The following is an 18575-nucleotide window of genomic DNA, read 5'->3' on the forward strand; positions in this document are numbered from 1 at the left end:
TAACGGATCTTTCCACACAATTTTCATCAGCAGTATGTTAATCAATATTGATCTATATAGATTAAGCTGAATGTTCTCTTGGCCTCAGCTTAATCTTCAGTTGGCATGGGAATGACATGCACTTTTTCGATCTTATGGCCATCCATTGTGACCACTTCAAAGATGTGTTCATCCGCTTTGAATTTTTCACCATTGGCTGGTAAACGGCCCAAATGAAATAAGATATATCCGGACAATGTCGAATACTGTTCAGCATCATCCACCAAGTCACGACCTAACAATAAAGACACATGACGAATATCGGTTGAGCCATCAAGTAACAATGAACCATCATCGAGACTTTCTGCTGCCGTCTCTGGTTCATCTTCATCAGGGAACTCACCAGCAATCGCTTCTAAGACATCAATCGGTGTTGCAATCCCTTCAATTGAACCGTATTCGTTCAACACCAAAGCCATTTGCAACGGTGCTTGACGTAGCTGTTCCATCACCATCAAAACTTGAGCATTTTCATGCACCACCACAGGCTCACGGAGATGTTTTTCGAAATCGAGTACGCCTGTTTCAATATAGTCATTCATGACTTTATGAGTCAGTACCGCACCCGCAATATTGTCAAGCTCACCATGTGCCACAATTAAACGTGAATGCGTGGTACTGAGTAATTGAGCACGAATCGCCTCAGGTTCTTCATCTAAATCAATCCATTCCAGTTCAGGACGAGGTGTCATCACGGACTTTACTGGACGCTCAGATAAACCCAGTACCCCTTGTACCATGACACTGTGGTAAACCCCGTTGTCTTCATCAAAGACTTCATCAGCAAAAGCACGTGTTGCAAGCACATCTTCATTTTCATTTTGATTGTCTGCAACATTTTTCCCACCGAGCATACGCATCACTGCTGAGGCTGTGCGATAACGTAAGTCTGTGGTTGTCACCATTTTTTCCTGATTATGACGCATGGTTTGGTTCAAGAACTCAATCATGACAGAGAAACCAATGGCCGCGTATAAGTAACCTTTTGGAATATGGAAACCAAAGCCTTCGACTAAGAGCGAGAAACCGATCATCATCAAGAAGCACAGGCACAGAATCACCACCGTTGGGTGACGGTTCACGAAGTTCATCAGTGGTTTAGATGCCCACAGCATAATGCCGACAGCAATAATGACCGCAATCATCATGACAGAAAGGTGTTTCACCATCCCGACAGCGGTAATCACGCTATCGAGCGAGAACACGGCATCGAGCACCACAATCTGCACAATCACCATCCAAAACGTCGCATGCACAGGATTTTCTTCCTTTAGCATGGGCTTGTTTTCAAGACGTTCACGCAGTTCCATGGTGCCTTTAAACAGTAAGAACACCCCACCAAACAGTAAAATTAGATCTCGACCGGAAAATGGATGGTCGAAAATATGGAACAGTGGGTTGGTTAGAGTCACCACCCATGCAATCGAGGCCAGTAAGACCAATCGCATACACAGTGCAAGCAATAAGCCGACAATCCGTGCAGTATTACGCTGTTCTGGCGGTAATTTTTCCGCAAGAATCGCAATAAAAACCAGGTTATCGATACCTAAAACAATCTCAAGCACCACCAGTGTCAATAAACCCACCCATGCAGATGGGTCGGACATCCATTCAAAGATCATAATTGTATCTCCTGAATGTTATTCACACGTGGATCATACTGAATTGAAGATGATATGCATTGGACATGCGCAAACGCTTTTAATGGCGTTCTTTCTAATATTTTGATGTGTGCTGAGTGACAACAACCACTACCCATGACGGTTCTTTAGCTTAAAATGAAGTTTTAAGTATAGCAAGTTAAGGTAAAAATTCACCCTTTTTTACCAAAGTACAATCTCAGTATGGAAGAATTTAAACCCAATGATGACATTAAATTGTCATATTTAGCTGCCAATGTAGTGTCATAAAAAATAACATGCTAAGGTAAAATTAAAACGTAATGAATAGCGGATTAAAAATGACAGAAAAACGTGGTAATCCTTCTCCTGCTACAACACAACCTTTAATCGCACTGTATTGCGGCTCCCGCTCTGGTAACAATCCAATTTATCAAGAAAAAGCCATCGCATTAGCGCAAGGCTTGGCTGAACATGGTTTTGGTCTGGTCTATGGTGGCGCCAGTATTGGCCTGATGGGTCAAGTTGCTGACGCTGTGGTCGAACATGGCGGCGAAGTCGTGGGTGTGATTCCTGAGTTTATGTTGGATTATGAAATTGCACATAATCATTTGACTGAACTACACGTCGTGCGCAGTATGCATGAGCGTAAAGCCATGATGGCAGAACGTGCAAGTGCCTTTGTTGCTCTGCCCGGTGGTCTCGGTACATTCGAAGAAATTTTAGAAATCGCCACTTGGGGACAGTTGAATCAACACCAAAAACCGATGATGCTTTATAACGTCAATGGCTTCTATGATGCACTAATTGCACAATTAGACCATGCGGTCGCTGAAGGTTTCTTGCCGCCGCAGCATCGTGCCAAACTGATCGTATGTAATTCTTCGAAGCAGATCTTTAGCGCACTGAAAAATTTAGATTGCCCGAAAAATTTCGTGGTCTAACTGTATTTTAGATGTCAAAAAGGGGAATAAAGTATTCCCCTTTTTTATTACTCAATATCCTACTTCAAATCGAGATCGTGTCGACTTAACCGGACACCACACGATAGAACCATGGCAAGGTTGTCGCTAAGAAAATACTCATCAATAAACCAAGCATCAATTTCATCGCATCTTTGCTGACATTTCGTGAAGTTCGATATTTATTCACTTCATGTAAATGCATGGACATAGCAAATTCACGTCCTGCAAGTAAGCCCAAGAATACCCAAGTGGTACTCATTGGAATATTACTCCACTCTTTGAACACCAATAAAATCAAGGCATACATAAAGTCGATAATGGTTGCCGAGCGGATATCAGCCACACCCGTTTTGGTGTCGATAATGCCCTGAATCGCCCCGCCACGTTGGTACAAAATGATCCCAAGCAGTACGATAAACACCACAATTGCAAAAATCAGGAACTCCAGCGGCACCTGACGAGGGACGTAGACAAAAATATTGGCCAAATCCTGAATCAGCCACTGACTCCATAAAAATGCCGTCGAAACCCACTGTAGTCCCACCCAAATATTCGAGGGTGTTTCATCACGTGTTTTACTGAAATAAACCGAGATGCCTTTAATCACAAATCGATAAACAATAATCGCAACAACAAAAGCTACCGCATAACCCATCATCGACTTAGTTAACATCGACCCAAGACTACTCGGAGAGAAAATCGTTAACACTAAGAATGTGGTGCTGACCGGAATTCCGTAGCGAGTCAAAATGATCAGTAAGATCGGTGGCACAATATAGAGCCACGTGACCCCTTCTGCGGGAAATGGAATCGTTTCTAAACGACCATAAGATGCATCCCCCACGCCAGAACTGTACCAACCATAAACCAATACAATGGCTAGAATACTACTGACATAGATCCACAACAGCCACCAAGGGCGATGCGCATTGGATGAAATAAAGGTTCCCAATGTCTGTGGCACATCATTACCGACAATAGAATAGGCCGCGAGACAGAAGCCTATGACCATCAGAATTTCGATTGTCATGAAAACAAAACACCTTTGCCATAAAGAAAAAGCCCTCCAATAAATGAAGGACTTGAGCGCATTATGACAGTTTATCTGGCGTTCATACAATTTTGTGCCGTGCTTTTCTCGACATTAAAATAAAAATTTTAGATAAAACAACAATTTAAAATTTAATTATTTCAATTTAATCTGATAAACCGCAGTGCTACCGCTCACTTCATTTCCAACCACCAATAAAGGTTGAGCATTGGGCGAATCTTTGGCCGCAATAAAAATCAGACCTTCGGGCCCTAAATCGCCCTGCTTAGTTATATCGGTTTGCGCTATATCTCGTGTATTAAAATACTGAACAAATTTCACCTGTTGCGGCTGTGTGATGTCATACACCATGATCCCGCTAGCCCGCTCTAGCCCGATAAAGGCATAGGTTTTTTGACCAATTTTACCCAGTGTGATGCCTTCAGGTTCAGGGCCTTTATTGTCACTACGATCATCAAATTTAAAGGCTTCATGATTGCTATTAAATTGGGCTGGGAACAATTCAGCAATCTTGCGTTCAAACTCACTGCCCGAATCCCAAACAATTTTTCGACTGATGGGATCGACAATACTGAACGAGCGCCCACCATAGGTATACAATTTGTCATAAACCAACTTACCGTCTTCCAATACAGGTTTTCCGGCAGTATCACGTTTAAAACCTTGCGTCCAACTGATGGTTAAACGGCCAATCTGTGCATCTTTGATCAAGTTATCCGCACAAATTTCTGTCGGCGCTGTGGTGGTACAAGCTTTAAAGACGCTCGGATCGAGTTTTGCACCAACGACACCAGGCACCAAATGACGTAAATGGGCTGCATAATCCCCTTTTGCATCAAAACCGGCTTTTTTAAACAGATGCTTAACTCGAATTTCTTCGGTATAGCCTTGGCTTAAATCATCGCCCGTAAAATACTGCGTTTCGTCTTTTAACCACTCTCGGGCATCGCCTTCATTGGCAGTGACCAAATAACTTTTTCCATCCGCTTGATAATGTGCAATGGCATCAGGCATATACATAGCATACAGCTCAGGCCATGCCTGAATATTGATCATCCCTGCATCTTTGGCACAGCTCTCGACCTGACGGCCTACGCTGTCCGTCGCACCAACCACACAATCACGATCACTGCCATCGAGTGCATTTTCAGGCAAGCTGTGATCTTTATAGCCCATCGGAAAGATATCAATAAATTCCGCTTTCACTAGATCGAGCACGGCAATCGCATTGTTCTCTTGTAAGCTCACCCATGCCGTTTGACCATCTTGGCTCACCGCAATGTACTCAGGTTCTAGGTCTTGAGCCACACTCGTGGTTTGTACACCTTGCGTCTTCACATCGGCATATTGTGCGGTGTCGGGTCCAAAAATGCGAACGCCAGCATCAATTAGCTCTTGTTTACGAGCATTCCACGCACGGAAATCCACCAATTTCGCCGTTGGCTTTTCAATCTGAGTTAGATCAATAATACTGACTGAACCTTCAGGGTCGACTGCATAACCTTCATTTGGTTCGCCTTCATTAGCGACCAATACTTTTTTGCCATCTGGGCTAAAGGTCAGCATGTCTGGCAAAGCCCCAACTTCGACCTGACTGATAAAACTTAAATCTTGTGCTTTAAAAAAGGCCACGATGCCCGGCTGCGTTTTATCGGCCGCTTGCACCGCGAGTGCCACGATGCCATTGTGTACAGCAACGCTATTCACTTCAGAATCGGCCAAATATTTTTTAGCATCTAAAGATTGTAAATATGTAGGCTGTGCTGGTTGTTTTAAATCCAGTACATCAACCACACCAGCTTTGGCATTGACCACAAATACGCGCTGACTTTGAGCATCATAAGCAGGAATTTCTGCTGCACTCGCGCCAAAAATACCCGATTCATAACGCCCAATCTGTTCCAACGCGATAGTGTTTGGCGTAACTTCTTCGATCACCGGAGGAGGTGTTTGTACTTGAGCATTATCATTGCTGTCATTACACGCCACTAGCCCCACAGACAACATGGCACACATCAGTGCCGAAATTTGTAGTTTCATGTTTTCATTCGTCTTTTATTAAAATATGACCAATTTATAAACATTAGGTTGCATAGAGATGAAACTTTCATTGCATTTTTCTTGCAATTTTTTGGCTCAATTATGCAAAGCTTTTACTACATCCGAATGCCAATATTCATTTAAACTGTTTAAAAATCTCAGCTTTATTGACTTATGAATAGCACGCCAACGCATCAGGCTTTACAACCCGAATTTAGACTTCTTGTGCTATTGGTCTCTATTGGCTTTTTTATGCAAGGGCTAGATACGACCATCGTCAATACAGCAATCCCTGCTATGGCGAGAAGTCTAGGCGAAGACCCGCTACAAATGCATAGTGTGGTCGTGGCCTACGTCTTGTCCGTTGCGGCTTGTATTCCCTTAAGTGGTTGGTTAGCCGATCGTTTTGGTGTACGAAATACCTATTTCACAGCCATTATTATTTTTACATTAGCATCACTAGGCTGCGGTATGGCCAATAGCCTGAATGAGCTGCTGGTTTATCGGGTAATTCAGGGCATAGGTGGCGCATTACTGCTACCTGTTGGGCGTTTGGCAATGCTCAAAGTAATTCCTCGGACACAGTTTTTATCGGCCATGAGTCTGATGAGCCTTGCTGGTTTAATGGGGCCCTTAATTGGTCCTACCCTTGGCGGTTGGATGGTGGAAGTCGCAACATGGCATTGGATCTTTTTAATTAACATTCCAATGGGACTGCTAGGGGTACTCATTACCTTTAAAGCCATGCCCAATGTGACCGAACCGAGCGTACAACGCTTCGACTTTATGGGTTTTTTCTTATTGGTCGTCGCCATGGTGGGGTTATCGTTAGGCATTGAAAACTTTGCTAGCCCGCATCTTCCGCTATGGTGGAGCCTGCTTTTGGTCGCTGCGGGGATCATCGCCAGTTTGATCTATGCCTTTCATGCACATACCCACGCCAATGCCCTGTTTCGCAGTAAATTATTTCAAAATCGGATCTATGCCATCGGTATTATCGGCAACTTCTTTGCCCGCCTTGGCGGCAATGCCATGCCTTTTTTGATTCCCTTAATGCTACAAGTGGCTTTTGGCTTTGAGCCTTTTATCACAGGTTTATTGATGATACCGACGGTACTCGGTTCATTGGCATCTAAACCGATTATTCGTCAAATTATTCAACGCTTTGGCTATCGTAAAGTGTTATTGGTAAATACTTTCTTGGTCGGTGCCTGTATTTGCAGTTTTGCACTCTCTACGGCTGAAACCCCCACTTGGTTACGTGCCTTACACTTTTTTATTTTTGGTATTTTAAATTCGCTGCAATTCGTTTCGATGAATACCTTAACCCTCAAAGATTTACCTCAACAAGATGCCAGCAGTGGTAACAGTTTCTTGTCGATGATTATGATGGTATCCATGAGTATTGGTGTGGCTTTGGCAGGGACTTTAGTCAACGTGTTTACGGCCTATTATGGTCCTACACAAATCGAAACGGCATTCCATAGCACCTTGATTTTACTCGGCTGCATTAACCTGATTACCGCAGCGATTTTTTGGCAGATTCCTAAACATGTGGATGTCTAAACCTGTGTCATCAGGCAAATCTATGACAGATCAACCCTTAAAAGGTTATGATAAAAGGGATACTAGGATACATTTTCATGCCTAAAAAAGCCAAATCACGTACCTCTAAAAGTTCACTCAAAAAATACAGCCCGATTATTGCACTCAGCGCTATCAGCGGCGTCATGGTGGTGGCTGGATTAGGTTATTTAGCCGTGATGCCGCATCGCCCTGCGTCTGCAGAAGAATATCCCGTCAAAGGTTTTGATGTTTCTCATCATCAAAAAGATATTCAATGGTCAAAAATTTCACCTAAAAAATACCAATTCGTTTATCTCAAAGCCACGGAAGGTGGTGATTTTAAAGATCGAAAATTTCAAGATAACTGGCTGCAAGCACGGGAAAACGGCTTTTTAGTTGGGGCCTATCATTTTTACCGTCTGTGCCGTGATGGCAAGATTCAGGCGGAAAATTTTATTGCTTCCGTGCCGAAAAAAGCCGATGCCCTTCCTCCCGTGATTGATTTGGAATATGACACCAACTGCATTAACACCTACAGCAAAGAGCAGTTACTCAAAGAAATCAGCTATATGCATGATCGCTTGCACCGCCATTACGGCAAACAACCGATTTTTTATACCTCGAAGTCTTTTTATAATATTGTCTTAGCAGGCGAGTTTAAACAGACGCCGCTGTGGGTCCGCGAATATAAAGGCCCACCCGATCTAAAAAACAATCCGAAATGGCTGATTTGGCAACATACTAATCAAGGAAATATTCAAGGCATCTCGACCACCGTCGATTTAAATGTATTTTCAGGTGATGCCAATGCATGGACCGAGTTTTTAGACAAAAACGGCGTTTCCCCGATCAAACCCCGTTGATTTATTCACCAACTCAGGACAACATCGAACAAAATAATCCATAAAAACTGAGTCGCAGGATGCGTATTTTAAAAATTTTTCTTATTATATTTTCAGTCTTTATAATCCTCGCCATCGGGATATTGGCATATTTGATCCAACCTTCAGGGACCTTGGCAGCGTTTAAAACGTGGCATTATCAACTTCCCACACAAAGCACTACAGATGCTCACTCAGCGGCACCCTATCACGTGAAGTTCTTTGGTGTTTCGACCTTACTGTTTGACGATGGCCAAGCGCAAATCCTCATCGATGGCTTCTTTAGTCGGCCATCGCTCAGTCAGACCATATTCACTCAAATCCAAAGTGATCAGCCTTTATTACACAGCTATATCGACCAATACGACTTAAAACGCACTCGTGCTATTTTCGTGACTCATTCACATTATGATCATGCGCTCGATATTCCAATGTTGGCCCACCAGCTCCCCAAGGCCATGATTGTCGGCTCTAAAAGCACCTTAAATATTGCACGGGCAATGCCAATCGCTGAATCACAATTACACAAAGTTCAAGCATGGCAGCCGATGCAAATCGGTAAATTCACCATTACTGCCATCCCCTCGCAACATACTCCGCCAACGGCCGTGAATGATGATTTGGGGGAAGAAATTTCGCAGCCACTGCAACTCCCTGCAGATTTTAGCCAGTTTAAAGAAGGTGGATCATATGACTATCTCATCCAACATGGGCCACATTACAGTTTAGTCAAAGCCAGTACAGGTGCTGTGCCCAAACAGTTGCAAAAACTAGAAGTAGATACTTTATTTTTAGGCATCGCTCAGCTTTCCAAGCAAACGACGGCGTTTCAACAGCAATATTTCAAAGAAACCTTAGCGACCCTTCAACCCAACACCGTGATTCCAATTCATTGGGATAATTTTTTCAAACCACTGAATCCAGAGCTCGAGTTTTTGCCACGTTTTGCCGATGACACCCCTCAAAGCTTAAATCTATTGATACAGTCGGCAGCAGCTCAAAACACCAAGGTGGTTTTAATCAGTCAACCTGTGTCGTTCGAGTTAAAAAATTGAGGAAAGCGTTGGATTGACTGTGCGATACTGACATTCAATTTTCAGGCACTGATCTAATTAGGCATGAGGAAAATCATACATATCGACATGGATGCATTCTTTGCATCAGTAGAGCTGCGGGAACGTCCAGAACTCAAGCAGCTTCCTGTTGTTGTGTCTTCACATCACTCTCGTGCAGTCATCTGTGCCGCATCCTATCCTGCACGTGAGTTTGGTTTACGCTCAGCAATGTCGATGGCACAGGCCCGTAAACTCTGCCCACAGGTCGTGGTGATCGAACCTAATTTTGAAAAATATCGTGCTGTTTCGGCGCAAATTCATGCCATTTTTCAACGCTATACGTCTCTGATTGAACCTCTATCTTTAGACGAAGCTTATTTGGACGTCACAGAAAATTTACAACACATTCCGAGCGCCACCGAAGTCGCTATGCGAATTCAGGCAGAGATTTTACAAAGCACTGGTTTAACTGCCTCCGCAGGTGTCGCGCCCAATAAATTTTTGGCTAAAGTCGCTTCTGATTGGAACAAACCCAATGGCATTTGTATTATCAAACCTTCACAAGTTCTGCATTTCATCCATGACTTGGCACTGAAAAAAATACCCGGTGTGGGAAAAGTGACTCAAGAAAAATTAAAAGCTATGCAACTCAATACATTGGGGGATTTACAACAAATTGAAGAAGCCGTTCTGATTCATCATTTCGGTAAATATGGACGGCAACTCTATCTGTATGCACAAGGGATTGATGAACGACCGGTCCAATCTAGCCGCGAGCGTCAGCAGATTTCCAAAGAAACCACTTTTGATGATGATCTCACCCTGAACCAATGTCAGCCCTATTGGCCCAAACTGATTGACCAAGTTTGGTCTAGTTTAGAAAAAAAGCAGTTAAGCGCGCGCGGTGTATCGGCCAAATTAAAACTGAAGAATTTCCAAGTGCTACAGCACAGTAAAAGTTTTAAAACGTCACTGAATCATCGTGAAGACCTTGCGCAGGTATTGCAGCAATTACTGCATGAAATGCATATTTCTGAGGACGATCAATTTCGTCTGATTGGCGTAGGTGTCTATCAATTAAGTGCGCAAAACCAAGAAACACAACTTTCGCTGCTCTAAAAACTTCAAGAAGATCGTATTTGCTTAAGATTTAGGCAGAAGAACAAAATTAAAGCAATTTGCTATTCACAAAGCCTAAAATTAGAGTACTCTATCAGCGCACTACATTATCCGTGTATGCGCTGAGATGCTGAAAATCACCTTTACTTTCAGCATGATGTCCTGTGATTGGCGTGACGATCAAATCCGAATATTACAGGGCAACTCTGTTGTCAATCATGGAATACCCCGCTGTATGCCTTCTGCAAAAACTGCTCCAAATCTTCAAAATATTTCACAAAATCAAGAACAACGTGCGCGTAAAGCCGCATTAAGTAGCTTCATTGGTGCCGTAGTCGATTGGTACGATTTTTTACTTTATGGCATTGTTGCCGCACTCATTTTCAAAGATCGGTTTTTCCCCAGTATTGGCAACAATATGGGAACCTTGGCAGCCTTGGCGACCTTTGGCGTTGGCTTCTTGTTCCGCCCCTTAGGCGGCATTGTGTTTGGACATTTTGGTGACAAGCTGGGTCGTAAGAAAATGTTGGTGCTCACCGTCATCCTGATGGGGATTTCGACGGTCGGCATTGGTTTATTACCCAATTTTGCGGCCATCGGTTGGTGGGCCCCGATCCTGCTCGTGACACTTCGGGCAATACAAGGTTTTGCGGTCGGTGGAGAATGGGGCGGCGCTGCCCTGATGGCCGTGGAAAATGCCCCGAAAGGCAAAAAAGCCTTTTACAGTAGTGGTGTACAAATTGGCTATGGCGTCGGACTCGTTCTGGCAACAGGCGCTGTGTCTTTGATTATTGCCACTTTGGGTGAAGATGCTTTTGCTGATTGGGCGTGGCGAATTCCCTTTATTGCCAGTATTGTCTTGCTGGCTATCGCAATGTGGATCCGACGTGATCAAGACGAATCTCAAGAATTCGTCGACAATGTGGTCAAAGCTAAGCAAACGCCACAAAAATTACCGATTCTGCAAGCGATTAGCCAACACCCCAAAGCCTTTTTCTACATTATTTCGCTGCGCCTGACCGAGTTACTCACCATGTATTTGGTGACGAACTTTGCACTGAATTATTCCACCGCTCAATTGGGCATGGACAAACAGTTCTTCCTCAATATCACCTTAATGGTTGGTGCAATTAGCTGCTTCAGCATTCCGCTCTTTGCGTGGCTAGCAGATCGATTTGATCATCGTAAAATGTGCGTGCTGGGTGGATTGATTGGTGCGCTTTCAGCTTTTCCCTTCTTCATGGCCCTTGATGCACAAAATACTTGGCTAATTATTGTCGGTGCAATTTTCCTTGCCAATATTGCCCATGATATGGTGGTGAGTGTACACCAGCCGATTTTTACATCCTTGTTTGGTACCGCCTATCGCTACAGTGGCGCAGGTGTCGGCTATCAAGTGGCCAGTATTATCGGTGGTGGCTTTACCCCAATGATTGCAGCAGCTTTGGTGATTTGGGGTGATGGTTCATGGCATTATGTGGCAATCTACCTTGCTGTCGGCTGTTTATTGACGGCCTTAGTTGCAGCTACAATGCCTAAAACTCAAGATTAAGAGACCTTTTTGCTTTCAGGATATTCCGCATGACCATCCAACGCCTGCATGTTTCAAAACGCTTTTCCGAAATCGCTATTTCTGGTCAATTGATCCATTTGGCAGGTCAATTGGCAACAGATCTTGATTTAGACATCAAAGGACAAACACAGCAAACATTTGAGATCATTGATCAATTCCTTGCAGATGCCGGCACAGATAAAAGCCAGATTATGTCAGTGACCATTTATCTTAAAGATATTGAACAGGATTATGCCGCATTTAATGAAGTATGGGATGCGTGGGTGTCAGACATTGAAGCATTACCCAGAACTTGTGTTGAAGCAAAATTATACGACCCACGTGTACGGGTAGAATTAACTGTCGTAGCCGTTAAGCCTGAATAATCATTAAGCCTGAATAACAATAAAAAAAGCATGTCTAAAGACATGCTTTTTTTTTGCAAAAGACTTTGCTCTTTGAATCCCTAAGATCCAATAATTTTGATCTTTTTACGTTCCAAATCTGAATATAAATGATATTTTTTCAGATCATTAACCGGAACAAATGGCGCTTGTACACGCTGCTCATTCAAGAAATCTTCGCGTAATTGAACGTACTCAGGCACATCATCATAACGAATGACCCGATAGCCTGCCAAAGCGAGCAAAGCATCTTGATATTGCGACTGCTGCATCCGTTTTAGCACCATTGGATCATCTAAAGCGACGATCGCCAAAATCTGATGCTGTTCATCTAGGACGACAAAGTCCGCCACCATATTTCGATACTTGTTCCGCGTACGATAATATTTCGTGGTCAACAGTGCATCAAAAGACACGTGCGCGAGGATCATATGCTTAGGCAAAATTTCTTTTAAACGCGTGTAGGTTAATTGCTCATTAATGTTGAAAATAGCACGTTGTTTCAATGCGCTATCTTGTTGCTTAGAATCACCTTCTAAACTTTTCCAAGCCATTATGAGCACACAGAAGAGTAAAATACTCCCTATTACTATGTATATAGTCATCTCATAATCCTTTATATTTCTTATATTTTTGGTTTTTGACATACTTCTTATGAAGACGAAGTATACAACCAGTATTATTTTTTTAATTTCCTATTAAAAAAAATAACTCTAACTTTCACACAATACGTATTTAAACTGACAAAAAGTTGCAAACTTAAAGCGTTAAACATCACATGCCACTTCGTTCAGAGTAATAGCATCCATTGCTATATACAAATACTTTAGATCATTCGCTAAAACGACAGCAAGTGCATTTCCTCTCACTGTCAGACAATTCCGATAAGCTGTCAAATTTTGCTCGTATTTCATTGAGATAACCGACACACATATGGCATTGAGCTTGTAACAGCATATAAAAATGCAAACTGTCTTATGCTGCCGAGCATAACACCCATAAAAAAAGACACCGAAGTGTCTTTTTTTATTTAATCATTTTAAGCGCGTGATTTAGGCTTCGATTTTCCTTTGGGTTTCGGACCGCCAAAAGGTTTTTTCGCATCACCCGTTTCACGCGGCGGCAGACCAGTATGCTGCGTCAAGATTTGACCGCGCTCAGGACGCTTCTTGGTATTTGAAGGACGCGATTGAGCAGCCTTCGTCCGATTACCTTGTTCGCCTGTACGTTTTTGTGAATCACCCGCAATGCTTGAGTTCTTTTTACGTGCAGATTGGTATTGGCCCTCAGCACTACCCGCAGGCTGATACGTCGGAATCAAATGCTGTTTTGAGTTCCCTATCAGATCCTGACGCCCCATTTCTTTAAGCGCTTCACGTAGCAACGGCCAGTTGTTTGGATCATGGTAGCGCAAGAAGGCTTTATGTAAACGGCGGCGTTTTTCACCTTTCACGATATCGACATTTTCGGTATAACGCGCCACTTTAGCCAGCGGGTTTTTACCGGTGTAATACATGGTGGTTGCAGTCGCCATTGGTGATGGATAGAAGGTTTGCACCTGATCGGCACGGAAACCATTCTTCTTCAGCCAAATTGCCAAGTTCATCATGTCATAGTCAGTCGTACCCGGATGCGCTGCAATAAAGTAAGGAATGAGATACTGCTCTTTCCCTGCTTCCTTACTGAAACGATCAAACATTTGTTTGAAACGGTCATAGGTCCCGATCCCCGGCTTCATCATCTTCGATAATGGGCCTTTTTCGGTATGTTCTGGCGCAATCTTCAGGTAACCGCCAACGTGATGTGTCACCAATTCTTTGACATATTCTGGGTTTAACACCGCAAGGTCATAGCGTAAACCAGAACCGATCAGAATCTTTTTAATCCCCGGCAATGAACGTGCTTTACGATATAACTGGGTTAAAGGCGCATGATCGGTGTGCAAGTTTTGACATACACCTGGGAATACACACGACGGCTTACGGCAGTTCTTTTCAATCTCAGGATCTTTACATGCCAAACGGTACATATTGGCCGTTGGGCCGCCTAAGTCAGAAATGATCCCAGTAAAGCCCGGTGCGGTATCACGAATTTTTTCAACTTCACGCAAAATCGATTCTTCAGAACGGTTTTGGATGATACGCCCTTCATGCTCTGTAATTGAGCAGAAGGTACAGCCGCCAAAACAGCCGCGCATAATGTTCACAGAGAACTTAATCATGTCAAAGGCAGGAAAACGCGCTTCACCATACGCAGGATGTGGCAGACGTGCATAGGGTAAATCAAACACGTAGTCCATCTCTTCCGTCGTCAATGGAATCGGTGGTGGATTTAACCAGACATCACGTTCACCATGCTTTTGTACCATCGCGCGCGCATTGCCCGGATTGGTTTCCAGATGCAAAATACGGTTGGCATGTGCATACAGCACAGGATCATTCGCCACATCTTCATAGGCAGGCAAACGAATCACCGCCAATTCACGCGGCGGCAATTTATGCTTAATGGCTTTTGATGCAGGTTGCAGCTGCACGATTTGCGTGTCGGCGTCTAAATTATCGCCTTCACGAACAATCGGATTTGCTACCGCCTCTTTTTGGAAGCCCTGATATTGCGTAACGCTGTCTTTGCCTTTCTCGATTTCACAGCCTTCAAGGTCTTCAGTCATCACGTACGGGTTAATGATCGGATCGACACGGCCAATCGCATCGACATCATTTGATGCGATTTCAACAAACTTCGCTTTTGAAGCCCGGTTATTTTTATTCACAATAAATGCAGTACCGCGGACATCCGTAATCTCTTGGATTTTTTCACCGCGAGCCAAACGATGCATGATTTCCGTGATTGAACGTTCACCATTACCATACATCAATAGATCGGCTTTCGAGTCCATCAATACTGAACGGCGGACTTTGTCTGACCAATAATCATAATGTGCAATACGGCGCAGCGAGGCTTCAATACCGCCCAATAATACAGGCACATCTGGATAAGCTTCACGCACACGCTGGCAATATACCGTTGCTGCACGGTCTGGACGTTTATTCGGTTGATTATCCGGAGAATAGGCATCATCCGAACGGATTTTACGGTCAGCTGTATAACGGTTGATCATCGAATCCATGTTGCCGGCAGTCACGCCCCAAGCAATATTCGGTTTACCCAATACACGGAACGCTTCTACATTGGTCCAGTCTGGCTGAGCAATAATCCCGACACGGAAGCCTTGCGCTTCAAGGGTACGGCCGATAATGCCTGAACAGAATGATGGATGATCGATATACGCATCACCGCAAACCAAAATAAAGTCACAGCTGTCCCAACCGAGTTGATCCATTTCTTCGCGTGACATCGGCAAAAATGGCGCAGGGTCAAAACAAGACGCCCAATATTTGTCGTAATCAAACAACGCTTTTGGCGCAGTCTGCATAGTATAAGCAGTAGACATGGCTAGCAATTCTCGGCTGGCAGATGGAATGATCTGAAAAAAGATCAAAGAAGATGAAAGCCGATCATTTTACCATGAATTCCATTCATCATGCTTGATTATAATTTATACAATAGCTGCAGAATCATTGAATTGTTTTATATAGACATCAGATGTAATAGTGCTAAAGCATCGACTTTAAAACTAGATTTAAAAATCATTTGGATCTTTGTACAATTTAAATCAATCTAGAATGTGCCATGAGTTATCGCATTTTTATTCAACATTAAAGCCTGCGCCTGTTGAAATTGAATATGCATTTCAGGTAAATATTTTTCAATATAAATCTTACGCTTATCTATACTGTCTTGAGTCATTAATGGTTTTACATCAAGCATTTGACGGCGTGTCGTTTCCTGCTGATATTTATGCCAAAAACTTAATGCTGCATTTGGATCAAAGCCTGTTTTCGACATCAGATCAAGTGCAAGGACATCAGCTTCTAGTTCAAATTTTGAAACTTTAGGTAGAAAAACAGCTTGCCCAGTCACACTACTGGCCGCAGTAGCAAGCGCGCCGATACCCGCAGTTGAAGAAATCATCGCCACCTGACTAGCAAACAGCAAGGAAATCTTCTCACGATGATGATCACGCAATGCATGTGCCATTTCATGCGCCATCACAAATGCCAATTCATCTTCAGTCAGCTTTAAACTCCAATACAAACCCGTGTTAATGACAATTTTCCCACTTGGAAAACCATGTGCATTTAAATCTTTATTGAGATTCCCACTGACTTGCCAATCCCATTGACTCGAACCATGACGGTAAAACTCCGCATTTTGCTTGAGTTTATTTAAAACCTGATCCAATTTCGGATCAATGATCAAAAGTTGTTTGTCTTTCACTTGATGAATAAATTGTTGATAGGTTCTATCTGCCTGTTTAGTTAATAACTTTTGAGGAACGATAAAAAACTGTTTTCGCTCTGCGCCTGCTGTCCCTAAATTCGTGGTACTTGTACAAGCTGAGATTAAGATAAAAACCAAAGCCATCATTAAAATAGTTATATTTTTCATAATCGCCTTCAGTTTAAAACTAATGATGATCTATTTATAATTCCAACTAAAAATAAATGCAAAAATATTCAGAAAACACACATAAACATTAAATATCAATTACTTAAAAATATAATAAATTTTAAAAATGATAACCAAAAATATTTTATTTATTATATTGTGATGCGTTTCATTATTATAAGGCACCTTTTAAAAGAAATATTAAACCAAAGTTATATAATCATAAAAATAGTAAATTCAGCCATTTTTATAGTGTTATTTATATTAAAAAATAGATGTAAAACGAATATTAAATAATAGCTTATTCACATATTTCTATTTTAATTTATTCAATTTTATTGCTAATAAGAAACCGATCATCAAGATAACAGCAATAAAGCTCGTCAACCCTATCCAACCAGACATTTCCCAAACCAAACCACTACTACTACCCAAAATACTAGAACCTAAGTAGTAGCAAAATAAATACAGAGATGAACCTACGGCACGGTACTGCATGGATTGAACCGAAACCCAACTACTTGCCGTGGAATGCGCTGCAAAAAAAGCAAAAGTGAATATAATCAGCCCCAAAATGACTGACCAAAATGCCGGAATGAGCATGATCAACAACCCCAACAGCATCATGATCAGCATCGAAGGTAAAACTTTTGCCCGGCCAAAGCGTTTCCCCCAACTTGCAGCCCGAGGTGAACTATATATTCCTGCCAAATATGCTATGGAGATTAGTCCAATCCATGTTTGAGAAAGTTGATAAGGTTCTTCTAATAGGTGGTAGCTCATATAGTTAAATATAGAGACAAAACATCCCATGAGGATAAAGCCTTGAAGGAATAAAATTCTCAGCTTTGGATCTGCTAAATTTTTAACGAAAGATTCATAAAATCGGTTGAAACGAATGGGATAAGCTTGAAAATGTTGAGATGCCGGAAGTAATAAAAAGAACGCTGTGGCTATACAGAGATTAATGATACCGATAATCATCATGGCATTTTGCCAACTAATATAGTCAATCAATACCCCTGCAATGAGACGACCACCCATTCCGCCAATAGCGGTACCTGAAATATACAGGCCCATTGCAAAGCCTATATCTTTTTGCGCAATTTCTTCACCTATATAAGTCATTGCAACTGCAGCAACGCCACTCACACTTAATCCGATCAGCACGCGATTCAATAAAAATATTTCCCAAAGCGGAAATATGGAACTGATAATTGAAAGTGACGCCGCCAAAAATAAAGCGGTGACCATCACAGGCTTGCGGCCGAATCGATCTGAAATTAAACCAGTGAAAAGTAGTCCTATTGCTAAAGCAATAGTAGAAAAAGATAAAGGGAAACTGCTATGTGTCGGACTGACATGAAAGAAATCCGCAAAAATGGGCATCATCGGTTGTACACAATACAACGATGAAAAAATTGCGAAGCCTGCTAAAAATAAAGAAAATAAAATGGCAAGAAATGGTCGTGTGCCGTATTCAATATAATGAGCGTTTGAAGCTAAATCAGACATGAGCTTTCCATCAATGACACGGATAGTATACGCCTTTCAGCCTTTAATTTAAAAATCACATAAAAATGAATGAAGAATTCTTTGTTTTCTTCGCCCCTTTTCTCCGCACATAAAAAAACACCCCCTGCACTAGTCAGGGGGTGTTTTCGAATAATGAGCTGGCGATGACTTACTCTCACATGGGTAACCCCACACTACCATCAGCGCTAAGAGGTTTCACTTCTGAGTTCGGGAAGGGATCAGGTGGTTCACTCTTGCTA

At 42.5% G+C, this 18575-nt stretch carries 14 protein-coding genes and 1 rRNA gene; 7 read left to right on the top strand and 8 right to left on the bottom strand.

All coding sequences use genetic code 11. From position 1 onward, the window contains the following. Positions 1 to 89: 89 nt before the first annotated feature. Positions 90 to 1661 (bottom strand): TerC family protein, encoded by a 1572-nt coding sequence (locus FTT99_RS08040; RefSeq protein WP_180005207.1) that lies wholly within the window; start codon positions 1659 to 1661, stop codon positions 90 to 92. A 320-nt stretch (positions 1662 to 1981) separates the two neighbouring features. On the opposite strand from FTT99_RS08040, the gene FTT99_RS08045 reads away from it, so the two are divergent. Continuing rightward, the gene (locus FTT99_RS08045) at positions 1982 to 2602 is read left to right on the top strand and encodes a TIGR00730 family Rossman fold protein (RefSeq protein ID WP_218954504.1); all 621 of its coding nucleotides are present in this window, start codon (positions 1982 to 1984) and stop codon (positions 2600 to 2602) included. Positions 2603 to 2687: 85 nt separating this feature from the next. Here the strand turns inward: FTT99_RS08045 and FTT99_RS08050 are convergent, their stop codons facing one another. After that, positions 2688 to 3653 (bottom strand): hypothetical protein, encoded by a 966-nt coding sequence (locus FTT99_RS08050; RefSeq protein ID WP_078189479.1) that lies wholly within the window; start codon positions 3651 to 3653, stop codon positions 2688 to 2690. A 156-nt stretch (positions 3654 to 3809) separates the two neighbouring features. Next, positions 3810 to 5714, bottom strand: coding sequence for a choice-of-anchor I family protein (locus FTT99_RS08055; protein WP_180129641.1), 1905 nt, complete (start codon positions 5712 to 5714; stop codon positions 3810 to 3812). Between the two features lie 174 nt (positions 5715 to 5888). Between FTT99_RS08055 and mdtD the strand changes: the two genes are divergently transcribed. From mdtD to FTT99_RS08085, 6 genes are all read left to right on the top strand, one after another. Beyond that, entirely contained in the window at positions 5889 to 7280 is a 1392-nt protein-coding gene (gene mdtD / locus FTT99_RS08060) for a multidrug transporter subunit MdtD (protein WP_180129642.1), read from the top strand. A 77-nt stretch (positions 7281 to 7357) separates the two neighbouring features. Continuing rightward, positions 7358 to 8143, top strand: coding sequence for a GH25 family lysozyme (locus FTT99_RS08065; RefSeq protein WP_180129643.1), 786 nt, complete (start codon positions 7358 to 7360; stop codon positions 8141 to 8143). Positions 8144 to 8202: 59 nt separating this feature from the next. After that, entirely contained in the window at positions 8203 to 9216 is a 1014-nt protein-coding gene (locus FTT99_RS08070; RefSeq protein ID WP_180161380.1) for an MBL fold metallo-hydrolase, read from the top strand. Between the two features lie 63 nt (positions 9217 to 9279). After that, the gene (gene dinB, locus FTT99_RS08075; RefSeq protein WP_180129645.1) at positions 9280 to 10335 is read left to right on the top strand and encodes a DNA polymerase IV; all 1056 of its coding nucleotides are present in this window, start codon (positions 9280 to 9282) and stop codon (positions 10333 to 10335) included. A gap of 235 nt (positions 10336 to 10570) precedes the next feature. Beyond that, positions 10571 to 11887, top strand: a complete 1317-nt coding sequence (gene shiA / locus FTT99_RS08080) for a shikimate transporter (protein ID WP_180161386.1) — start codon at positions 10571 to 10573, stop codon at positions 11885 to 11887. Between the two features lie 29 nt (positions 11888 to 11916). Continuing rightward, complete coding sequence (locus FTT99_RS08085) at positions 11917 to 12273, top strand: RidA family protein (RefSeq protein WP_180088829.1); 357 nt, start codon at positions 11917 to 11919, stop codon at positions 12271 to 12273. Between the two features lie 80 nt (positions 12274 to 12353). Here the strand turns inward: FTT99_RS08085 and FTT99_RS08090 are convergent, their stop codons facing one another. The 5 genes from FTT99_RS08090 to rrf form a co-directional block, all read right to left on the bottom strand. Further along, positions 12354 to 12896, bottom strand: coding sequence for a DUF2726 domain-containing protein (locus FTT99_RS08090; RefSeq protein WP_180161382.1), 543 nt, complete (start codon positions 12894 to 12896; stop codon positions 12354 to 12356). Between the two features lie 434 nt (positions 12897 to 13330). Next, positions 13331 to 15742 carry a YgiQ family radical SAM protein gene (locus FTT99_RS08095; protein ID WP_180093187.1) on the bottom strand — a complete coding sequence of 804 codons (2412 nt, stop codon included), beginning with the start codon at positions 15740 to 15742 and terminating at the stop codon, positions 13331 to 13333. Between the two features lie 227 nt (positions 15743 to 15969). Beyond that, positions 15970 to 16800 carry a M48 family metallopeptidase gene (locus FTT99_RS08100; protein WP_180129647.1) on the bottom strand — a complete coding sequence of 277 codons (831 nt, stop codon included), beginning with the start codon at positions 16798 to 16800 and terminating at the stop codon, positions 15970 to 15972. A 315-nt stretch (positions 16801 to 17115) separates the two neighbouring features. Then, on the bottom strand, positions 17116 to 18315 hold the full coding sequence (locus FTT99_RS08105; protein WP_180132188.1) for an MFS transporter: 1200 nt from the start codon (positions 18313 to 18315) through the stop codon (positions 17116 to 17118). A gap of 156 nt (positions 18316 to 18471) precedes the next feature. Further along, a 5S ribosomal RNA gene (gene rrf / locus FTT99_RS08110) occupies positions 18472 to 18575 on the bottom strand; the annotation flags it as partial.

It is taken from the genome of Acinetobacter sp. YH12040 (assembly GCF_013420005.1).
In the GTDB taxonomy this organism is placed as follows: domain Bacteria; phylum Pseudomonadota; class Gammaproteobacteria; order Pseudomonadales; family Moraxellaceae; genus Acinetobacter; species Acinetobacter amyesii.